The organism is Mesorhizobium sp. B1-1-7, assembly GCF_006442705.1.
Lineage (GTDB): Bacteria > Pseudomonadota > Alphaproteobacteria > Rhizobiales > Rhizobiaceae > Mesorhizobium > Mesorhizobium opportunistum.
In genome coordinates, this window is record NZ_VFWQ01000011.1 from 109,866 (window position 1) to 128,408 (window position 18,543).

The following is an 18,543-nucleotide window of genomic DNA, read 5'->3' on the forward strand; positions in this document are numbered from 1 at the left end:
ACGACGACGATAGCGAAGGCCGACCAATGTCAGCGTCCCACCAAGGGTTGGACCAGGCTAATGCAGGTCGGTAATGTGCCCTGAAACCGGCGGGTTGTGCGGCTGGAACATCTTGCCGCGCTCGGCGATGAGGATCATCAGCAGCGCTGCGACCGAAACGCTGCAGAAGCCGGCGGCAAGCGGCGTTACCGTGCCGTTGAACGCCTGGCCGATCAACGTGCCGAGAATGCCGCCGAGAAAAGTCTGCATGAAACCCAGGATCGATGACGCCGTGCCGGCCAGTTGCCCGAGCGGCTCCATGGCCAACGCATTGAAATTGGCGCCGAGCGCACCGAACGGCAGCATGGCGGCGGCAAAGAAGGTGACGAACAGCCACAGCGGCATCTTCAATTCCAGCGACACGACCAGCCATGCGAGACTGATGGTCAAGAATAGCAGCAGCGCGCTTTGCGACAGGCGGCGCATGCCGATGCGGCCGACCAGGCGCGAGTTCAGGAAGTTCGAGAAGGCGAGCACGCCCGCAACCCCGGCGAAGATGAGCGGGAACATCTCGCCGACGTTGAATATGTCGACATAGATCTGCTGCGCCGAGGCGATGAAGCCGAACATGGCTGCGAAGATGAAGGTGCTGGCGAAGGCGTAGCAGAGCGCGACGCGGTTGGTGAGCACGATGCGGAAACCGCCAAGGATGGAAGATGCCGTCAGCGGCCGGCGATGTTCGGGACGCAGCGTTTCAGGCAGGCGCAGCAGTGACCACGCCGACACCAGCAGCGCCCCGACGGCCATGGTGATGAAGATCCAATGCCAGGTGGCAAACAGCATGATGAACTGGCCGATCCCCGGCGCAATGACCGGTATCGCCATGAACACCATGAAGATCAGCGACATCACCTCGGCCATGCGTCGGCCTTCGAATGTATCGCGCACGATCGAGACGGCGATAACGCGGGTAGCCGCGGCCCCGACGCCTTGCACGACGCGGCATAGCAAAAGTGTTTCAAAGCTGGGTGCGATGGCTGCCGCGCCCGCCGCCGCCACGTAGATGATCAAGCCGGCGACCAATGGCGCGCGACGCCCGAACCGGTCCGAGATCGGCCCGAAGAAAAGTTGGCCGCCGCCGAAGCCGAGCATATAGGCGACCACGACATATTGCCGGTGGTTTTCGTTCTCGACGCCGAGCGAGGCGCCGATCTGCTGCAGCGCCGGCAGCATGATGTCGATGGCCAGCGAATTCAGCGCCATCAGCGCCGCGCACAGCGCGATGAATTCCCAGCGCGGAATAGACAGTTTGCTTGCCGATTGCGGCGCTATCGATTGCTGGTCCACGGCAAGTCCGATCTCTAAAAACGAAAACGCGCCGGCGGGCCGGCGCATTGGCTCGTCCTGGTCTGATATCAGGGGGTCCCGATATCAGGGGCCCGACATCAGGGACGTAAAAATTGCCGAGGTGGGGCCGCCCCGGTGCCCACAAACAGAAGTCAGGCATGTCGACAGCGACATGCCCAAGAACTGGAATCAGGCGGCGCCTTTGACGCTCACGCCTTTTTCGACCAGGAAGGTCTGCAACTCGCCGGCCTGGAACATCTCGCGGATGATGTCGCAGCCGCCGACGAACTCGCCCTTGACGTAGAGCTGCGGGATGGTCGGCCAGTTGGAATAGTCCTTGATGCCCTGGCGCAGTTCGGCCGAGTCCAGAACATTCACGCCTTTGTAGTCGGCGCCGATATAGTCGAGGATCTGGACGACCTGGCCGGAAAACCCGCACTGCGGGAAACCGGGCGTGCCCTTCATGAAAAGGACGACGTCGTTGCCCTTCACTTCGTTGTCGATGTAGTCGTTGATACCGCTCATGGAATATCCTTTCACGCCTGTGGGAGTCAGGCTCGAAGCATGCCTTTCAAATAAACCCATAGGTTGCCCGAAACAAGAGTTTAGCCAAGCCATCGGCCAAATGGCGCAAAGGATGGGGCGTTTTGGGCCAAGCGGGTCTGAGGCTGTATGCCTCAGTCGGGAACGCTGGTCTGCAGCGCAAGTGCGTGCAGCACCCCGCCCATATTGCCCTTCAGCGCGTCATAGACCATCTGATGCTGCTGGACGCGGCTCTTTCCCCGAAAGCTTTCGGCCACGACCTCGGCCGCGTAGTGGTCGCCGTCACCGGCGAGGTCGCGGATCGTCACCTTTGCGTCCGGAATGCCGTCCTTGATCAGTTTTTCGATGTCGTGGGCGTCCATTGCCATGAAAGAAATTCCTGTTTTCGGGCGGGCTGCGGCGTGGCTGCCCGTGCGATGAGAGTCGGGATAAACCTAGAGCCTTTCCGGCCGGGATTGAAGCCGTTCCGTCCAGCACCGTCGCGATTGTGGTCTATGGCGCATTCTCATCCGGATGGGCTGCATCGGCTGGAGGATCGTCTTCGCGCATCGAGAAGGTGCGACCGAGGCTGAAGACCAGCACATAGAGCGGGATGTTGACCGCCATGTCGGCAATCGGCAGATAGCTGGTCATCCGCCAGGCGGGCGAGAAGAACGGCTGGCCGTAGCCATCGCAGACAAGCGAAGAGCCGTACTCCCACAGCGCCCCCAGGATGGCCGCCACGGCGAAAAGCTTGAGGCAGGTGACGGCGTGCCTGGTCCGCGCCTGGTCCGGCAAGAGCCGGCTCCACAGCACCAGGCAGATGAGCGGAACCGCATAGATGAGGTTCTGCAGCACCAGCATCGGAAGCGTGCCATTGGCCGCCGCGAGGAACTCGGCGCGGGTTTCCAGCCTGGGGCAAACCTCGCTGGAGGTCGTCGACAGCAGGAAGAAGACGAACGGCCCGAGGCACCAGAAGAAGAACAGCGACGGCCAGAAAACGACTGCGAGCAGCGCCCGGGCAGCCAGTCTGCTCAACTGGCCTGATCCATGAAGCGCGGGAACCAGCCTTCGTGAGTGGCGGTCAAATCGCTGACCGGGATCGCCCTGGCTTCGCCGAGCTTCAGCGTCTTGCCGCCGGTCGAGCCGATCCACGGCGCGAAGATGCCGAGTTCGCCCTGTTGCTTGCGGATGGCATCCCATTCATCGCCATGTGGATCGATCGACAGCGTCAGGAGGTAGCGCCCCTGGTCCTCGCCGAACCAGACCGGAATGGGATCGGTGCCGACGAGGCCGGGAACGGTTGCGCCTATGCCCGACGCCATCGCCATCTCGGCCAAGGCGACCGCGATGCCGCCATCGGAAACGTCATGCGCCGCGGTGACGATGCCGGACGCGATCAGCGAGCGCACATGGTCGCCGACGCGCTTCTCGTGCTCGAGATCGACCGGCGGCGGCGGACCGTCGGAACGGCCGTGGATGTCCCTGAGATAGACCGATTGGCCAAGATGCGTTCCCCAGGAGGCGGGTGCGCCGACCAGAAGGATCATCTGAGATTCGGCGGCAAAGCCGGTTCGCACCATTTTCGACCAGTCGGCGATCAGGCCGACGCCGCCAATGGTCGGTGTCGGCAGGATGCCCCGGCCGTTGGTCTCGTTGTAGAGCGAGACATTGCCCGACACGATCGGGAAGCCGAGCGCGCGGCAGGCATCGCCGATGCCTTTCACCGCGCCGACCAGTTGGCCCATGATTTCGGGCCGTTCCGGATTGCCGAAATTGAGATTGTCGGTGGCAGCGAGCGGCAAGGCGCCTGTGGCGGTCAGGTTGCGCCAGCATTCGGCCACTGCCTGCTTGCCGCCTTCATAAGGGTCGGCCTCGCAATAGCGCGGCGTGACGTCGGAGGAGAAGGCGAGTGCCTTGGTCGGATGGCCCTCGACGCGCACCACGCCGGCATCGCCGCCGGGCAGCTGCAGCGAGTTGCCCTGGATCAGCGTGTCGTATTGCTCCCACACCCAGCGGCGCGAGGAGAGATCCGGTCCGCCGAGCAGCTTCAGCAGCGCATCGGCAACATCGGCCTGCGGAACGTCGTTGGCGGCAAGCGGCGCCGGCTTGTTCGGCTCGACCCACGGCCGGTCGTACTCCGGTGCCTTGTCGCCGAGATCCTTGATCGGCAGGTCGGCGACCTGGTCGCCCTGGTGCAGCACACGGAAGCGCAGGTCGTCGGTGGTCTTGCCGACGATGGCGAAGTCGAGCCCCCATTTGTGGAAGATCGCCTCGGCTTCCTTTTCCTTCTCGGGGCGCAGCACCATCAGCATGCGCTCCTGGCTTTCCGACAGCATCATCTCGTAGGCGCTCATGCGCTCCTCGCGCACCGGCACCTTGTCGAGATCGAGCTCGATGCCGAGGTCGCCCTTGGCGCCCATCTCGACCGCCGAGCAGGTGAGGCCGGCCGCGCCCATGTCCTGGATGGCGATGACCGCGCCCGAGGCCATCAGTTCAAGACTAGCCTCCAGCAGGCATTTCTCGGTGAAGGGATCGCCGACCTGCACGGTCGGGCGCTTCTCGTCGATCTTGTCGTCGAATTCGGCCGAGGCCATGGTGGCGCCGCCGACGCCGTCGCGGCCGGTCTTGGCGCCGAGATAGACGACCGGCAGGCCGACGCCCTTGGCCTCCGACAGGAAGATCGCATCGGTCTTGGCCAGGCCCGCGGCAAAGGCGTTGACCAGGATGTTGCCGTTATAGCGGGCGTCGAAATTGACCTCGCCGCCGACCGTCGGCACGCCGAAGGCGTTGCCGTAGCCGCCGACGCCGGAAACCACGCCTGAAACGAGATGCCTGGTCTTGGGATGGTCGGGCGCGCCGAAGCGCAGCGCGTTCATTGCCGCGATCGGACGCGCGCCCATGGTGAAGACGTCGCGCAAGATGCCGCCGACGCCGGTCGCCGCACCCTGGTAGGGCTCGATGTAGGAGGGGTGATTGTGACTCTCCATCTTGAAGACGACGCAGTCGCCGTCACCAATGTCGACCACGCCGGCGTTTTCGCCTGGGCCCTGGATGACCTGCGGCCCGGTGGTCGGCAGCGTGCGCAGCCATTTCTTCGAGGATTTGTACGAACAATGCTCGTTCCACATCGCCGAGAAGATGCCGAGCTCCGTAAAGCTCGGCTCGCGTCCGACGAGATCGAGGATGCGCTGATACTCGTCGGGCTTCAGCCCATGCGCGGCAATGAGCTCTGGGGTGATCGGCACGGAATTGGAAATGGTCATGGGCGGCGGTTGATGTCCATGGGAGCGGGGATTTTGAGTCCCCTCTTATCGCAAGCTTTGCGGCCGATACACCCGTCGATCGAGGAAAAAGACAGAAAGCAACCTTGGGAACGCTAAGGGTGTCCCGCCGTTAGGGTCTCAACCACTGAGGAGACCCGCACCATGGCTGACAAGCAAGGCAAGAACGACAATCGCCTCTCGGACAAGGAGGCCATCCATATCGCGGAGACCACCGACGTTTCGCCCCGGCAAGCCAAGGAACTGGCTGAGAAGCACGGCAAGGAGAAGGCCAAGAAGGAAGCCAAGAACTTCAAGGCGGAGGGCTGATCCGAGATCAGGCTTCCGAGCGGCAGTTTCGCAAGCCGGCCTGCGTGGTGCAACGGCTCAGGAGAAACTGTCGTAGCCGGCGCGGCCCTCGTCGAGGAGACGCCGGATAACCGCAACGCCGTCGGCGACGTCCCCGCGCTGTCTCGGCTGTGAAACGCCGAAGCGGATGCCGTGGAAAACCTGCTCGGAGCGCCCGGCCTTGAACTGGTCCTCATCATTGATCAGCACGCCGTGCTCAAGGCAGGCATTCTTGAAGGTGCCGGAAAGCCACGGGTCTGGCAGTGTAAGCCAGACAAAGGGCACCTTCTCGTGCGACTTGAACGCGAAGCCGGCCAAAGTCTCGCGCACGATGGCGATGCGGGCGCTAATTTCAGCGATGCTGCGCTTGCGGATATCGCTGGCCTGACCGGAAAGCACCAGCCGCGCATTCACCTCCGCCAGAAGGAAGGGCATGCCGCCGGTCATCATCTTGTGGGCGACACGGATGCGGTGGCGATAGGCAGGCGGACAGGAGAGCCAGCCGCCGCGAACGCCGGCCGCGACCGACTTCGACAGGCCGCCAGCGACAATGGTGCGTTCAGGGGCATATTCAGCGAGCAACGGTGTCGGATCGTCGGTCAGATGACCATAAAGATCGTCCTCGATCAGGATGACATTGTATTCGCGCGCAACCCGCGCGATCGCCTCGCGACGCGCCGCCGACAAGGTCGCCAGCGTCGGGTTCTGCACCGTCGGCATCAGGAAGATCATCTTGGGATGTTTTTGCGCGCAGACACGCTCGAAATCATCGGGGTCGAGGCCTTCATCGTCCGATGCCACCAACGCCGTCCGTCGGCCGATCAGGCTGGCGCTGCGGGAAATCTGTGAATAGGTGAGGTGCTCGAAGGCGACATAATCGCCAGGGGTGGTCAGCGCGGCGATCGCTGACATCACCGCGGCAAGCGTGCCGAGCGTCGGGACAACGGCGTCGGCATTTGGGTGGAAAGAATTGCGTGACAGCCAGCGGGCACCGGCCTCGTACCAGCGGTCGGGAAAATCGCGCGTGTAGCTTGATATCTCATGGGGATGGTCCTGCGCCACGCGCGACAGGACATCGGCGACATCAGCGCCCTGGCCGATGTCGGGCGCCGCCATGCTGTCGAAACGCAGTTCGCCGCGCGGCGCGTCGATAGTGCGTGTGCCTTCACCACCGACGTCCGGAGCCAGGAAGTCCGGTTTTGCGCCATCGGCGCGCTGGCCGACCACATAGGTTCCGCGCCCGACTTCGCCGCTCACCAGCCCCCGTTCGCGCAACAATTGATACGCCCGGCCGACCGTGCCAACCGTTGTGCCGATGTCATAGGCGAGGTCGCGCTGTGGCGGCAGTTTTGCGCCAGCATCGATCACGCCACGGTCGATGTCCGTTTCGATGGAATCCGCAAGCCTTTGGTATAGCGGGCCCGAGCCGGCGGTCAGGTCTGGAAGCCAACTTGTCATGGTGACAATTTTCTATATTGCACCGAATTATGAGTCAATACATATCAGCCATGCGCTAAAAAAGGTGCAATTTAGACCATTGGCAGAGAGAAATGGATACAATCGCGACAATACGTCATTCGAGAACCGAGGGCCAGATTATGCGCCCGACCGGCCAGCGCGGCTTCGTCAGCCGTCTGGCGCGGCTGGCCAGGTCGCTGGCGAGGTGGATCGACTATCTGCTGGATCGCCGGCGCAGCCGACTGGCATTGCTGGAAATGACAGACGATCAACTCAAGGATATCGGCATCTCCCGCTGCGACGCCCATCGCGAGGGCATCAGGCCGATCTGGGAATAGACGCCCTAGCGGGCGGTTTTGGTCCGCAGGCGGGCAACTCCCTGGTCTGCGAGAACGGCGACGACGCATATCACCAGGAACAGCCCGGTGATGGCCAAAGACGCCATGGCGACGCTGCCCCAGCCGTTCTTGGCGACATCGAGGAACGGGTAGGGCACCTCGCCGGCGAGCGGCGCCCGCGCCAGTGCATAAATCAGATAGGCGATGGGGTAGAGCACCCACCAGGAGATGTCGCTCCAACGCGTCCTGCCGTCGGCGCCCGACATCAGCCACCACAGCACGAACAGCACCGGCGTCACATAGTGCAGCAGGACATCGCAGAGCAGGAACAGGCCCTGCGGCTGCCAGAGGCGTGCCAGCACCGTGGCATAGACGATCATGACCATGGCGATCGAAACCGCGACACCCGCACGCATCCGTGGCCCGGCGAAGGCAGGCAGCCATGCGTAGCCGGTGGGCGACAGCAGCGAGGCGTGCACCAGCACCGCGCCGATGTTGGTCAGGATGGTGAAGAAGCTGAAATAGAAGACGATCGAGCCGAGCAGACCGCGGCCGGCTTCCATCGATGCCGGAACGGTGATGCAGAACTGCAGGACAAGTCCGGCCAGGCCGATGATCAGACCCGCGACCTGCAGAAAACGACCCATGGTCAGGCGGTCGCGGCGCAAGCCGGGTTGCCGGCTTGCCAGCGGGCAATGTCCGAACCGATGCGCGCGCCGAGCGGATCGTTCATCAGTGGTCCGAAGACGTCGACGCGGCTCGAATTGCCTTGCGCCTGCACGACCAGCAGGGGCTTGCCGCCATAATGCTTGGCCGGCACCAAAAGGAAACGCGGCGTGCCGCTGAACGAATTCAGTTCGTTGGCCATCTGATATTGCTTGAAGGCCGGATCCTTGCTGGCGATCCAGCATTTGTGAGCTGCTATCGCCACTTGCTCCATGGCCAGCAGCGCCGCGCTCTTGCCCGACGGCACCGGCACGTTCTTGGGGGTGGATTGGCAGGAAGCAAGGGCGAAGCCTGCCGCGGCAACCAATGCGATCGTCCTGGTCTTGATCAAGCGGCACCCATCTCGAGTTCGGACAGAAAGGTCTCCAGGCCATCGGTCATTTCGCCCCATACCCGCGACAACGCCGGATGCTGCAGGGCGATCTGCTCATAGGCATCGAATTTGGGATAGGCGTCGAGCAGGTCGTTACGGCCTGTCATGGCGCGGAAATTGTTGAAGATGAACCGCGTTGGGGTCAGCCAAGCATCGGCGAAGCTGATGTCGTTGCCGAGCGCGAAGGGGCCTTGCGCCATGCGCGCCTCGATCGCCGCCAGCCCATGGTGCAGGCGGGCGAATTGGGCGTCGATCTCCGCGCTGTTGCGCTTCGGCACAGAATGCAGTTTGAAGAGCTTCATCATCGGCGTCAGCACGTCGAGATCGGTGATGCGCGCGAACATGCGCACCAACGCGCGGTCCTTGGAATCGGGTGGCAGCAGCGCCGGCTCCGGAAAGCGCTCCTCGAGATATTCGGCGATGACCACCGATTCGACGATCGTTTCACCCGAGCCGGTGATCAGCACCGGTATCCGGTTCATCGGCGAAATGGCGCGAAATCCTTCAGGGATGGGAAAACCCGGCGGCGGCGCGATGATCTTGATCGGCACGTCCTTGACGTAGGCGAGCGCCCGCACGATCGACGAGTAGGGCGACAACGGCCGCGAATAGAGTTTCATGACCGTCTCTCTCCCCAGAGCAATGGACTTGATGTCCTTGTAAACTTTAGCGCATTCTCGGCTGAAATCGTCAAGCGGCGATGCCGAGCGCGCTCTCGAACAGCGCACGGCCGTCGCTGCCGCCATGGGCGGCTTCGATCAGGTTTTCAGGATGCGGCATCAGGCCGAGCACATTGCCCCGGTCGTTGACGATGCCGGCGATGTCGTTGATCGAACCGTTGGGATTGGTGCCCTCGGCATAACGGAACACCACCTGTCCTTCGCCTTCGAGGCGGGCAAGTGTGCCGGCATCGGCAAAATAATTGCCGTCATGATGCGCCACCGGCGAGCGGATGATTTGGCCCGGTTTGTAGCGGCTGGTGAACATGGTGTTGGCATTGGTGATCTCGAGCTTCACCTGCCGGCAGACGAACTTTAGCGAGGTGTTGCGCATCAAGGCGCCAGGCAAGAGACCGGCCTCGACCAGGATCTGGAAACCGTTGCAGACGCCGATGACCGTCACGCCCTTGGCCGCCTTTTCGGCGACCGCCCGCATGACCGGCATGCGCGCCGCGATCGCGCCGCAACGCAGATAGTCACCGAACGAGAAGCCGCCGGGGATGGCGATCAGGTCGACATCGGGGATTTCAGTGTCGGTCTGCCAGACCGTAACCGGCGGTTTTCCCGAAATCTTGGTCAGCGCCGCGATCATGTCGCGGTCGCGGTTGAGGCCGGGAAGGAGGACGACGGCTGATTTCATGACATGTCCAGCTGATTCAAGAGGCATATCCGGAACTGGCGTATCGGCAGCGTATTTGCGGGTCAAGCGCCAGTTAAGGCTTTTAAGCTATTTTGCGGTTGCAAACTGGGCAGGCAAATTTGAAGAGCGGCTGGGAACTCAAATTCGAAGACCAACGTTGGGCATCTGGCGTTTCCGGTGCGACGGTGCTGCTTTTGTCGGCATTCATTTATCCGTTTTTCTCTCAGGCCGACGCCAATTTCGCTACGGCGTTTTCGAGAATTTTTTCGCTTAAAGTCGATCTTGGACTTTGCTCTTCATCCTTTGCCAATTTAATCATGGCCCAGATTGCCTATGCGCTGGCGATTTGCCTCGTCCTGCTAGGATTTGTGTTCGCCCTTGGCGTCGCAGCCATTGCTGATGCTACAAGCAGGATGCGGTATCTCAAGCTTGCGCTAGGAACGTTAGTATTGCTGCTCATCTTTCTGGCGTTGGCCATGAAGGATGACGGCCTTTGGCTTGACTCCACCACCCGTAGGTCTATTTCGGCACATTTAAGTATAGTGGATGCATGCACGCAAAGTCACAGTACCGATTTCCTTCGCGTCTATGTCATGAGTGCGTGGCTTTTTGTTGGATCATGGATAGCCATCACGGTGGATATCATATTCTTTAGAATTATATACTTTAAGAGAAACTACAGCGATCTACCGAAGGATCCAGCATTTCGTGCCGAAATATTGGCGATCCACGCCAAATACGGTGCCGTTCATCGGCCGATACAAAAGCCGCCATGGACATTTTCCCTGATGGCTTTTGTAGGTTTCTTGCTATTCATAGCGGTGCATAGCCTATACAAGTTGGCCGCCGTTTTAGGCGTCCTTTAGGCGGAATTCGATGCGCTCAAGCCGGGCATCCCGACGAGCCAGCACGCCATAGATATTCTTCATGTCGCTCTCGGTGGCGATGAGATGACCGCGAATGGAGCTAAGCTCGGACTTCACGTCGGAAAAGTCCTGGCAAAGCTCACCGAGTCGATGATCTAGGCGCTTCAGAAGCTCGTACATCAGCTCATTCGTGACTTCAGGCATCGGTGCCTCCGGCACAACCCTAGGTAAGCGTCACACTATAATTCTCAATCACCGTGTTCGCCAGCAGCTTGTCGCACATGGCTTTCAGGTCTGCCTCGGCTTTGGCCTTGTCGCTTTCCGCCAGCTCGACGTCGAACACCTTGCCCTGCCGCACTGCGCCCACGCCATCAAAGCCCAGTCCGGACAGCGCGTGTTCGATCGCCTTGCCTTGCGGGTCGAGCACGCCATTCTTGAGGGTAACGGTAATGCGGGCCTTGATCACGCTGGACATGCTCCTGTTCGAACTCTTGGTTAGTGCGGCTTGCCTTTGAGGCCGTCGGTCGAGGCGACAAGCACCGGGCCGGTCGGGCGCGGCGGTTCGTTCTCGTTCATGATGCCGAGGCGGCGGGCGACTTCCTGGTAGGCTTCGACCAGGCCGCCCATGTCGCGGCGGAAACGGTCCTTGTCGAGCTTGTCTTGCGTTGCCACGTCCCACAGGCGGCAGGAGTCCGGCGAAATCTCGTCGGCGACGACGATGCGCATCATGTCGCCCTCGAAAAGGCGACCGCACTCGATCTTGAAGTCGACGAGCTGGATGCCGACACCCATGAACAGGCCGGAGAGGAAGTCGTTGACACGGATGGCCAGGGCCATGACGTCGTCGATCTCCTGCGGGCTTGCCCAGCCGAATGCGGTGATGTGCTCTTCCGACACCATCGGGTCGTCGAGCGCGTCGGCCTTGTAATAGAATTCGATGATCGAGCGCGGCAGAACGGTGCCTTCCTCGATGCCGAGGCGCTTGGACAGCGAGCCGGCGGCGACATTACGCACCACCACTTCCAGCGGAATGATCTCGACTTCCTTGATCAGCTGCTCGCGCATGTTGAGCCGGCGGATGAAGTGGGTCGGAATGCCCATGCGGTTCAAGTGATTGAAGATATATTCGGAAATGCGGTTGTTGAGCACGCCCTTGCCGTCGATGATCTCGTGCTTCTTCTTGTTGAACGCGGTTGCATCGTCCTTGAAGAACTGGATCAGCGTGCCCGGCTCGGGTCCTTCATAGAGGATCTTGGCCTTGCCTTCATAAATGCGGCGGCGATTTTTCATCTGAATTTTTCTCTGGATTTGCGGGCAGGCGGCAAGCGACCAGTTCCTGTCCGTCTGCCTAAATTAGTGTGGCGACGGTTGGGTTCAATGCCGGGTCTATCCCAATCACATCGTTTGCTCAATCGGCAAATCCCCCCAATCAACCGCTTTCGGGACCGAAATGCCGCAGCGCAGCATGCGACGAAGCGTATTGACCGGCCCGCGACCTTTTGGTTTGTGCTTTGGCAACACACATATCCTTTTGCAAACGAATCGCATTTGACCCGGAGGGACGCCATGAGCAGCATGAAAGACCGCGAAGAGGGCTTCGAACGCAAATTCGCATTCGACGAGGAGCTTCGGTTCAAGGCCTCCGCCCGCCGCAACAAGGCGCTCGGCCTTTGGGCCGCCGAAAAGCTCGGAAAGTCGGGCGCTGACGCCGATGTCTATGCCAAGGAAGTGGTGGTTTCCGACATCGAGGAAGCCGGCGACCACGACGTGTTCCGCAAGATCCGCAAGGATTTCGATGCCGCTGGCGTCGACCAGTCCGACCATCAGATCCGCCGCACCATGGACGAGCTGATGGCCCAAGCGATCGAGCAGATCAAGAACACCTGATCCGGCCGAATCTGGTTCCGCAAAAGTGTCCCACGGTTTTGCGACGGAACCTGCGACAAAAAGAATAACTGGACCAATCGACCGCCCGGTCCAGCCGGGCGGTTTTTCTTTGCCTTTGCCATGGTTTCCGGCTGAAACTGCGATCGTTAACAAGGAAAGTGTCCATGTCCCTGAAGTCCCGTCTCGCCGCCGATGAAACGCTGGTCACCGCATGGTCGGGCGTGCCCGACGCACTGACCGTCGAGATCCTCGCCAAGCAGGGCTTCGATGCCGTGACGCTGGACATGCAGCATGGCGGCCATCACGAGGACAGCGTCCTGCGCGGTCTGGTGCCGGTGCTTGCCGCGAACAAACCCGCGCTGGTGCGCATACCGGTCGGCCGTTTCGACATGGCGAGCCGGGCGCTCGATTTCGGCGCCGAGGCGGTTATCGCCCCGATGGTGAACTCGGTGGCCGACGCAAGGCTGTTCGCAGCGGCGATGAAATATCCGCCGCTCGGTGAGCGTTCGTGGGGTCCGACCTACGCCTTTCCACGCCATGGCAAGGGCGACCAAGCCGAATGGCTGCGCGACACCAATCAACGCACTATGGCCTTCGCCATGGTCGAGACGCGCGCCGCGCTCGACGCGCTCGACGGCATTCTCGACACGCCGGGCATCGACGGCATTTTCCTCGGGCCGTCGGATTTCTCGATCGCCTGGACCAACGGCGCTGCGGTCAGTTCCACGCTGGAGAGCATGATGGAGACGGTAGCGTCGGTTGCCGAGCGCACCCGCAAGGCCGGCAAGCATGCGGCGATCTATGTCGTCGAACCGGCAATAGCCGGTCGTGTCGTGTCGATGGGTTATCGCCTGCTGGCCACTGGCTCGGAGCATGCGCTGATTTCGCTGGGCGCAAAGACCCTGCTCAAGAGCATCAAGGATTCGATCGGATCCTGAACCCGAACCGGCTGCCGCAAGCGTCGCGTGGTCAGGCCTTGGCTGCCGCGGGCGCCGCTGCGGAGGGCCTGCTGCCTCTGACTTTGTCGAACAAGGCGCCGAGCGCTTGAACCCAGCGGTTGTTGAAGGCCATCAGCGGCAAGGCCACGAGGATCGAACCTGCTATGGCGGCAGCGGTGGCGAATACGGCTGAACCGCTGGCCAGCACCATGCCCTCCGGCGATGGCGCGAAAGCACGCAAACAATGCCCATTCAGAACAACGAGTGCGGCCTCTCAACAATTCGAGTGAAGCATCCTTGCGCGATGGCCTGCCGAGCAGCTTCGTGTTCAGGCTTTGACCGTATATATTACAGGTCCGTCAGGAACTTGGCGAAGGTCATGGAACCTTCGGGCCAAGGGCCGAAGCCTGAATCCTCGCTGAGATGCCCGGTCTCGCCGGCGTCGATGAACAGCGAGCCCCAGGCGCCGGCAATGTCCTCGGCGACATCGAAGGCGCAGAACGGGTCGTTACGGCTGGCGATCACGATCGAAGGAAAAGGCAGCGGTTCGCGCGGGTAGGGGCCGAAGGTCATCAGGTGCCTTGGCTTGATCTTTGGATTGGCGACATCGGGCGGCGCCACGAAAAAGGCCCCGGCGACCGGCTTCTGGAACCGCGGAATGGCTTGCACCGCCGCGGCGACCCCCAGCGAGTGGGCGACGATGACAACCGGCCTCTCGGCTTCATTGACCGCTTTGGCCACGCTCGCCGTCCAGTCCTCGCGCACCGGCTTTGACCATTCCGCCTGCTCGACCCGCCGCGCCGTCGACAATTTCGATTGCCAGCGGGTCTGCCAATGCTCGGGCCCGGAATTGGTGTAGCCCGGAACGATCAGAATATCTGCGTCTTTGACTTTCATGGCGCTGAGATAGCGAGAGCGCTTATCTCATGCAACCGCTGATGGGCGCCCCTCGTAATGGTGAACACGATGTTCGCTTTTCGCTGTCTTGTGTGAACGATCGCGATCGACGATTTGTCGTTGGAAAAGAAACAGCCGTGAAGGACCGGATTTTGGCGCTGACACGACGTAGGATGATCGGCGGCGCAGGGCTCTTGGCTTTGGGAGTTCCGTGGAGCGTGGCCGCAACGGAGACAATGATGAGCGAACTGCCATTTGCCGCCACCACGCCGGTGAGCGTAGCCCGCGTCGGGCTGAAGGCGCGCGATGCCGAAGGCCTCGCAGCCTATTACCGCAGGGTCGTCGGCCTGCAGGAGTTGAGCCGCGCCGACGGCGCGATCACGCTTGGCGCCGGCAGCCGTCCGTTGCTGGTCCTCGAACCGGATGCTTCCGCCAAGCCGGACGATCCGCGCAGCGCCGGCCTGTTCCATACGGCTTTCCTGCTGCCCAGCCGCGCCGATCTCGGCCGCTGGATCAACCATGCGATATCAGACAAGATCGCCATCGAGGGCGCTTCCGACCATCTGGTCAGCGAAGCGCTGTACCTGACCGATCCCGAAGGCAACGGCATCGAGATCTATGCCGACCGCCGTCCGCAGGACTGGAAATGGAATGGCGACAAGATCGCCATGGCGACCGAACGGCTGAACATTCCTTCCGTCGTCGCCGAAGTGCCGGCCGGCGATGCCGGCTGGCAAGGCGCGCCGGAAAACAGCATTGTCGGCCACGTTCATCTGCGCGTCGGCAGGCCGGAAGAAGCTGAAGCCTGGTGGAACCAGGAATTCGGCTTCGACACGATGGCCAGATACGGCGGCCAGGCAGTGTTCCTGTCGTCCGGCGGCTACCACCACCACATCGGCGCCAATGCCTGGCAGAGCTCCGGTGCGGGTCGTCGCGACGCGTCGCGATCGGGTCTCGCCTGGGTCGAGATGCGCTCGGACAATGTGAGCAGTGAAACGACCCGTGAGGACCCTTGGGGCACAGTGATCAAGACCGTGCCTGGCAAGGCTTGATTTGACATCGGCACAGCTTCTTTCTCCCCGTCACTATACGGGGAGAAATGCCCGGCAGGGCAATGAGGGGCCGCGCCGAGGTTGGGAGGTTATCGTTTCTGCACAAGGCGATGGGTAGCTTTAACCGCCGAAGTCCGCGCCGCCCCTCATCCGCCCGTCGGGCACCTTCTCCCCGTAAACGGGGAGAAGGAAAGCTCAAGCCTCGCCGAACACCCGCCTGAAAATCGTGTCGACATGCTTGGTGTGGTAGCCCAGGTCGAATTTCTCGCGGATCTGCGCCTCGGGCAGCGCTGCGGTTACTTCCTTGTCGGACAAAAGTTCCTCAAGAAAATCAGCGCCTTGTTCCCACACTTTCATGGCGTTGCGCTGCACTAGCCGGTAGGAGTCCTCGCGTGACAGGCCGGCCTGCGTCAACGCCAGCATGACGCGCTGGGAATGCACCAGGCCGCGGAACTTGTTCATGTTCTTCAACATGTTCTCGGGATAGACGACCAGCTTGTCGACAACGCTGGTCAGCCGCGACAGCGCGAAATCGAGCGTCACCGTGGCATCCGGACCGATCATCCGCTCGACCGAGGAATGCGAGATGTCGCGCTCGTGCCAGAGCGCCACATTCTCCATCGCCGGCAATGCCATGGAGCGCACCATGCGGGCGAGGCCGGTGAGGTTTTCCGTCAGCACCGGGTTTCGCTTGTGCGGCATGGCCGACGAGCCTTTCTGGCCGGGCGAGAAAAACTCTTCCGCTTCCAGCACTTCGGTGCGCTGCAGATGCCGGACCTCGATCGCCAGCCGCTCGATCGACGAGGCGATGACACCGAGCGTGGCGAAGAACATGGCGTGGCGGTCACGCGGGATCACCTGCGTCGACACCGGCTCCGGTTTCAGCCCGAGTTTTGCCGCCACATGCTCCTCGACATAGGGTTCGATGTTGGCGAAGGTGCCGACCGCACCCGAAATGGCGCAGGTGGCGATATCCTCCCGCGCATGCACCAGCCGCTCGCGGCAGCGCGAGAATTCGGCATAGGCCTGCGCCAGCTTGATGCCGAAGGTTGTCGGCTCGGCATGGATTCCGTGGCTGCGGCCGATGGTGACGGTGTCCTTATGCTCGAAGGCACGGCGCTTGAGCGCCGCGAGCAGCCCGTCGATATCGGCGAGCAGGATGTCGCTGGCGCGGGTCAACTGCACGGCAAAACAGGTGTCGAGAACATCCGAAGACGTCATGCCCTGGTGGATGAAGCGGGCGTCCGGCCCGACGAATTCGGCGAGATGGGTCAGGAAGGCGATGACGTCATGCTTGGTGACGCGCTCGATCTCGTCGATCTTCTCGACATCGAATTTCGCGGCACCGCCCTTTTCCCAGATGGTTTTCGCGGCTGCCTTAGGGATGACGCCGAGTTCGGCCAGCGCGTCGCAGGCATGGGCTTCGATCTCGAACCAGATGCGGAACCGGGTTTCGGGCGACCAGATGGCGACCATTTCCGGCCGGGAATAGCGTGGGATCATCGGTCAGTCCTGACATATAGAGAGGTTTGCCCGCGTCCTAACAGAGGCGGACAAAATGCTCAACGCCGCCGCCGCGCAAACCATACGCTCGCGGCGAACAAGGCGATGAAACCGAGCGGGAAGTAAAGCCGGATACCCAGCACCACGAACTGGTAGAACGCGATCAAAGTCGTGAAGACGAGCTGGAGAGCCCAGGTGTGGGTGAGGGCGGGCGCGTGCCACTCGGCATAGTAGGAGCGGTATTGCAGGGCATAGAGCCCGCCGGTCAAGCCGATCGTTGCTGCGGCGAGGCACACGAACGCTGCCGCGAAGGCAACTTCCCGGCGCCTTCCGAGAGACAGCAACTGCGCCGCAAACAGGCCAAACGGAAAGGCCAGGGTTCCACCCATCGCAAAGAGCAGCAATACGGTGCGTATCTTCTCCGGCGTCTCCCAATTGTCCAGCAGCAGATTGAGAAGCGCGCTGCCGCCCATCATCACGGCCCACACCAAGGCGCCGAGAAACGCCGTCCGCCACCCCGGCAAGGCGCGGCGGACATAGTTCGGGCCGGGGCTGGCGGCGTGCGGTGTCACAGCCGGCCCGTCACGGCAATCCAACGATAGTCCGGCCCCTCGAAGCCGTACTGACGCACCGCGATCAGCACCGCATAGGCGCTGAGGCTGTCCATCGAGAACGTCTGGACCGCACCGATGCTGTAGCCGTTCGGGCAGCCGCGGCTCTTGGGGACTGACTTGTCCTCGTGCAGCAGCCTGATGGTGCCGCCGTCCCGCGCCTCGACGCGCAGCAACCGAAAGCCGTTGATCTCGCCCTGGCTCTCGCAGCCTTCGGTGTTGTTCATGCCCAACTCGTCCAGCCGGAACTCGAGCGGCTGGTCGACCGGCGAGAAGATCGGGCGTGGGTTGACCACCATGCGGTGTGGATCGGCCGAAAGTTCGGTCACCGGATTGAAACCGGCGGTGATGCCGCGGTTGGCGCTCAACTCGGCCTGGCTGACAATGGCCTCGCCCTTCTGCCGGGCTTGCAGGCGCGCTGCCTCGATCGTGGCGGTCTCGTCGTCCAGCCGCACTCGGATCGGCGTTCCCTTGAGAAAGCTGTCGTCATTGGTGTCGATGTAATAGCGATTGGCGTAGGGGAAACCCGACCCATCCTGGACGCCATATTCCTCGAAGGCGAACACGCCGCCGTCCTTGGTGAATCCCAGGATTTCGAGCTGGGCGACATCGCCGGCACGGGCCACGATCGGCGTCGTGACCTGTGCTAACAGGCAAACGGCAAACAGCAAAAGGATCCGCATCGTCTTTCACCCCCGGTGTTCGTGATCGTCTAGTCCCCTAGCATGATGGAATCAAAACGTCGTGCTGCCTGAAAGCCGATGCATCCAATCGGCCGGTCGTTTGTTATTGTCGGCAGTCCCAATGGAGAACCACCATGACCGACACCAGCAAAATTCGTGAGCATATGGAAGTCGTTGGCGCCGATGGCGTGCATATCGGCACCGTCGACAAGGTCGACGGCCAGCGCATCAAGCTGACCAAGGCCGACAGCGGCGAGGGCGCTCACAAGGGCCATCACCATTACGTCCCTCTGGCCTTGGTTGCCGAAGTCGACGGCAAGAAGGTTTGGCTGTCGGCGAATTCCGATGTCGCGGTGACCTTCGAGGAAGAAAGATCCGATCGTGTGTGATCGA

General features: G+C 61.8%; 25 protein-coding genes. 7 read left to right on the forward strand and 18 right to left on the reverse strand.

All coding sequences use genetic code 11. The features are described from left to right. Positions 1-57: 57 nt before the first annotated feature. The 5 genes from FJ978_RS20025 to purL all read right to left on the reverse strand — a co-directional run bounded on the left by FJ978_RS20025 (position 58) and on the right by purL (position 5,114). Positions 58-1,281: a multidrug effflux MFS transporter gene (locus FJ978_RS20025; protein ID WP_181176797.1), complete on the reverse strand. Its 1,224-nt coding sequence runs from the start codon at positions 1,279-1,281 to the stop codon at positions 58-60. Between the two features lie 234 nt (positions 1,282-1,515). After that, positions 1,516-1,851 (reverse strand): Grx4 family monothiol glutaredoxin, encoded by a 336-nt coding sequence (grxD, locus tag FJ978_RS20030; RefSeq protein WP_013895877.1) that lies wholly within the window; start codon positions 1,849-1,851, stop codon positions 1,516-1,518. A 152-nt stretch (positions 1,852-2,003) separates the two neighbouring features. Next, positions 2,004-2,237, reverse strand: coding sequence for a BolA family transcriptional regulator (locus FJ978_RS20035; protein ID WP_010909092.1), 234 nt, complete (start codon positions 2,235-2,237; stop codon positions 2,004-2,006). Between the two features lie 124 nt (positions 2,238-2,361). Next, entirely contained in the window at positions 2,362-2,886 is a 525-nt protein-coding gene (locus FJ978_RS20040; protein ID WP_140573424.1) for a hypothetical protein, read from the reverse strand. Next, positions 2,883-5,114 carry a phosphoribosylformylglycinamidine synthase subunit PurL gene (purL, locus tag FJ978_RS20045; RefSeq protein ID WP_140573425.1) on the reverse strand — a complete coding sequence of 744 codons (2,232 nt, stop codon included), beginning with the start codon at positions 5,112-5,114 and terminating at the stop codon, positions 2,883-2,885. Before purL ends, FJ978_RS20040 begins: the two co-directional genes overlap by 4 nt. A 162-nt stretch (positions 5,115-5,276) precedes the next feature. On the opposite strand from purL, the gene FJ978_RS32845 reads away from it, so the two are divergent. Further along, a complete protein-coding gene (locus FJ978_RS32845; protein WP_013895873.1) occupies positions 5,277-5,441 on the forward strand; it encodes a hypothetical protein in 165 nt (54 codons plus the stop codon). Between the two features lie 57 nt (positions 5,442-5,498). On the opposite strand, the gene FJ978_RS20050 is transcribed toward FJ978_RS32845, so the two are convergent. After that, positions 5,499-6,917, reverse strand: a complete 1,419-nt coding sequence (locus FJ978_RS20050; protein ID WP_140573426.1) for a PLP-dependent aminotransferase family protein — start codon at positions 6,915-6,917, stop codon at positions 5,499-5,501. Between the two features lie 92 nt (positions 6,918-7,009). On the opposite strand from FJ978_RS20050, the gene FJ978_RS20055 reads away from it, so the two are divergent. Beyond that, entirely contained in the window at positions 7,010-7,255 is a 246-nt protein-coding gene (locus FJ978_RS20055) for a DUF1127 domain-containing protein (RefSeq protein WP_140573427.1), read from the forward strand. A 5-nt stretch (positions 7,256-7,260) separates the two neighbouring features. On the opposite strand, the gene FJ978_RS20060 is transcribed toward FJ978_RS20055, so the two are convergent. The 4 genes from FJ978_RS20060 to purQ form a co-directional block, all read right to left on the reverse strand. Beyond that, positions 7,261-7,902, reverse strand: coding sequence for a Pr6Pr family membrane protein (locus tag FJ978_RS20060; protein ID WP_140573428.1), 642 nt, complete (start codon positions 7,900-7,902; stop codon positions 7,261-7,263). Between the two features lie 2 nt (positions 7,903-7,904). Then, the gene (locus FJ978_RS20065) at positions 7,905-8,312 is read right to left on the reverse strand and encodes a hypothetical protein (RefSeq protein WP_140573429.1); all 408 of its coding nucleotides are present in this window, start codon (positions 8,310-8,312) and stop codon (positions 7,905-7,907) included. Then, entirely contained in the window at positions 8,309-8,974 is a 666-nt protein-coding gene (locus tag FJ978_RS20070) for a glutathione S-transferase family protein (RefSeq protein ID WP_140573430.1), read from the reverse strand. Before FJ978_RS20070 ends, FJ978_RS20065 begins: the two co-directional genes overlap by 4 nt. A 70-nt stretch (positions 8,975-9,044) precedes the next feature. Continuing rightward, positions 9,045-9,713, reverse strand: a complete 669-nt coding sequence (purQ, locus tag FJ978_RS20075) for a phosphoribosylformylglycinamidine synthase subunit PurQ (RefSeq protein ID WP_140573431.1) — start codon at positions 9,711-9,713, stop codon at positions 9,045-9,047. Between the two features lie 119 nt (positions 9,714-9,832). Here purQ and FJ978_RS20080 point away from each other — a divergent pair, with 119 nt between their 5' ends. Then, complete coding sequence (locus tag FJ978_RS20080; protein WP_140573432.1) at positions 9,833-10,579, forward strand: hypothetical protein; 747 nt, start codon at positions 9,833-9,835, stop codon at positions 10,577-10,579. Here FJ978_RS20080 and FJ978_RS20085 read toward each other — a convergent pair. The 3 genes from FJ978_RS20085 to purC are packed head-to-tail and all read right to left on the reverse strand — an operon-like array spanning position 10,565 to position 11,869. Then, positions 10,565-10,783, reverse strand: a complete 219-nt coding sequence (locus FJ978_RS20085; protein WP_140573433.1) for a hypothetical protein — start codon at positions 10,781-10,783, stop codon at positions 10,565-10,567. The two genes, FJ978_RS20080 and FJ978_RS20085, sit on opposite strands and share 15 nt — an antisense overlap. Before the next feature lie 19 nt (positions 10,784-10,802). Continuing rightward, positions 10,803-11,045, reverse strand: a complete 243-nt coding sequence (gene purS / locus FJ978_RS20090; RefSeq protein WP_013895864.1) for a phosphoribosylformylglycinamidine synthase subunit PurS — start codon at positions 11,043-11,045, stop codon at positions 10,803-10,805. A 29-nt stretch (positions 11,046-11,074) separates the two neighbouring features. Beyond that, entirely contained in the window at positions 11,075-11,869 is a 795-nt protein-coding gene (purC, locus tag FJ978_RS20095; protein WP_140573434.1) for a phosphoribosylaminoimidazolesuccinocarboxamide synthase, read from the reverse strand. Between the two features lie 276 nt (positions 11,870-12,145). On the opposite strand from purC, the gene FJ978_RS20100 reads away from it, so the two are divergent. Beyond that, positions 12,146-12,466, forward strand: a complete 321-nt coding sequence (locus FJ978_RS20100; RefSeq protein WP_013895863.1) for a DUF1476 domain-containing protein — start codon at positions 12,146-12,148, stop codon at positions 12,464-12,466. 164 nt (positions 12,467-12,630) lie between these two features. Next, complete coding sequence (locus FJ978_RS20105; protein ID WP_140573435.1) at positions 12,631-13,404, forward strand: HpcH/HpaI aldolase/citrate lyase family protein; 774 nt, start codon at positions 12,631-12,633, stop codon at positions 13,402-13,404. Positions 13,405-13,435: 31 nt separating this feature from the next. On the opposite strand, the gene FJ978_RS20110 is transcribed toward FJ978_RS20105, so the two are convergent. Then, a complete protein-coding gene (locus tag FJ978_RS20110) occupies positions 13,436-13,615 on the reverse strand; it encodes a hypothetical protein (RefSeq protein WP_140573436.1) in 180 nt (59 codons plus the stop codon). A 137-nt stretch (positions 13,616-13,752) separates the two neighbouring features. Beyond that, positions 13,753-14,301 carry an alpha/beta hydrolase gene (locus FJ978_RS20115; protein ID WP_013895860.1) on the reverse strand — a complete coding sequence of 183 codons (549 nt, stop codon included), beginning with the start codon at positions 14,299-14,301 and terminating at the stop codon, positions 13,753-13,755. Positions 14,302-14,540: 239 nt separating this feature from the next. Here FJ978_RS20115 and FJ978_RS20120 point away from each other — a divergent pair, with 239 nt between their 5' ends. Further along, a complete protein-coding gene (locus tag FJ978_RS20120) occupies positions 14,541-15,353 on the forward strand; it encodes a VOC family protein (protein WP_140573437.1) in 813 nt (270 codons plus the stop codon). A 195-nt stretch (positions 15,354-15,548) separates the two neighbouring features. Here FJ978_RS20120 and purB read toward each other — a convergent pair whose 3' ends face one another. From purB to FJ978_RS20135, 3 genes are read right to left on the reverse strand one after another with little or no spacing between them, the layout of a single operon-like run. Next, positions 15,549-16,856 carry an adenylosuccinate lyase gene (gene purB / locus FJ978_RS20125; RefSeq protein ID WP_140573438.1) on the reverse strand — a complete coding sequence of 436 codons (1,308 nt, stop codon included), beginning with the start codon at positions 16,854-16,856 and terminating at the stop codon, positions 15,549-15,551. Between the two features lie 59 nt (positions 16,857-16,915). After that, the gene (locus FJ978_RS20130; protein ID WP_181176794.1) at positions 16,916-17,428 is read right to left on the reverse strand and encodes a hypothetical protein; all 513 of its coding nucleotides are present in this window, start codon (positions 17,426-17,428) and stop codon (positions 16,916-16,918) included. Continuing rightward, the gene (locus FJ978_RS20135; protein ID WP_140573439.1) at positions 17,425-18,150 is read right to left on the reverse strand and encodes a DUF2259 domain-containing protein; all 726 of its coding nucleotides are present in this window, start codon (positions 18,148-18,150) and stop codon (positions 17,425-17,427) included. Before FJ978_RS20135 ends, FJ978_RS20130 begins: the two co-directional genes overlap by 4 nt. A gap of 134 nt (positions 18,151-18,284) precedes the next feature. Here FJ978_RS20135 and FJ978_RS20140 point away from each other — a divergent pair, with 134 nt between their 5' ends. Continuing rightward, entirely contained in the window at positions 18,285-18,539 is a 255-nt protein-coding gene (locus FJ978_RS20140) for a DUF2171 domain-containing protein (protein ID WP_013895855.1), read from the forward strand. Positions 18,540-18,543: the final 4 nt, after the last annotated feature.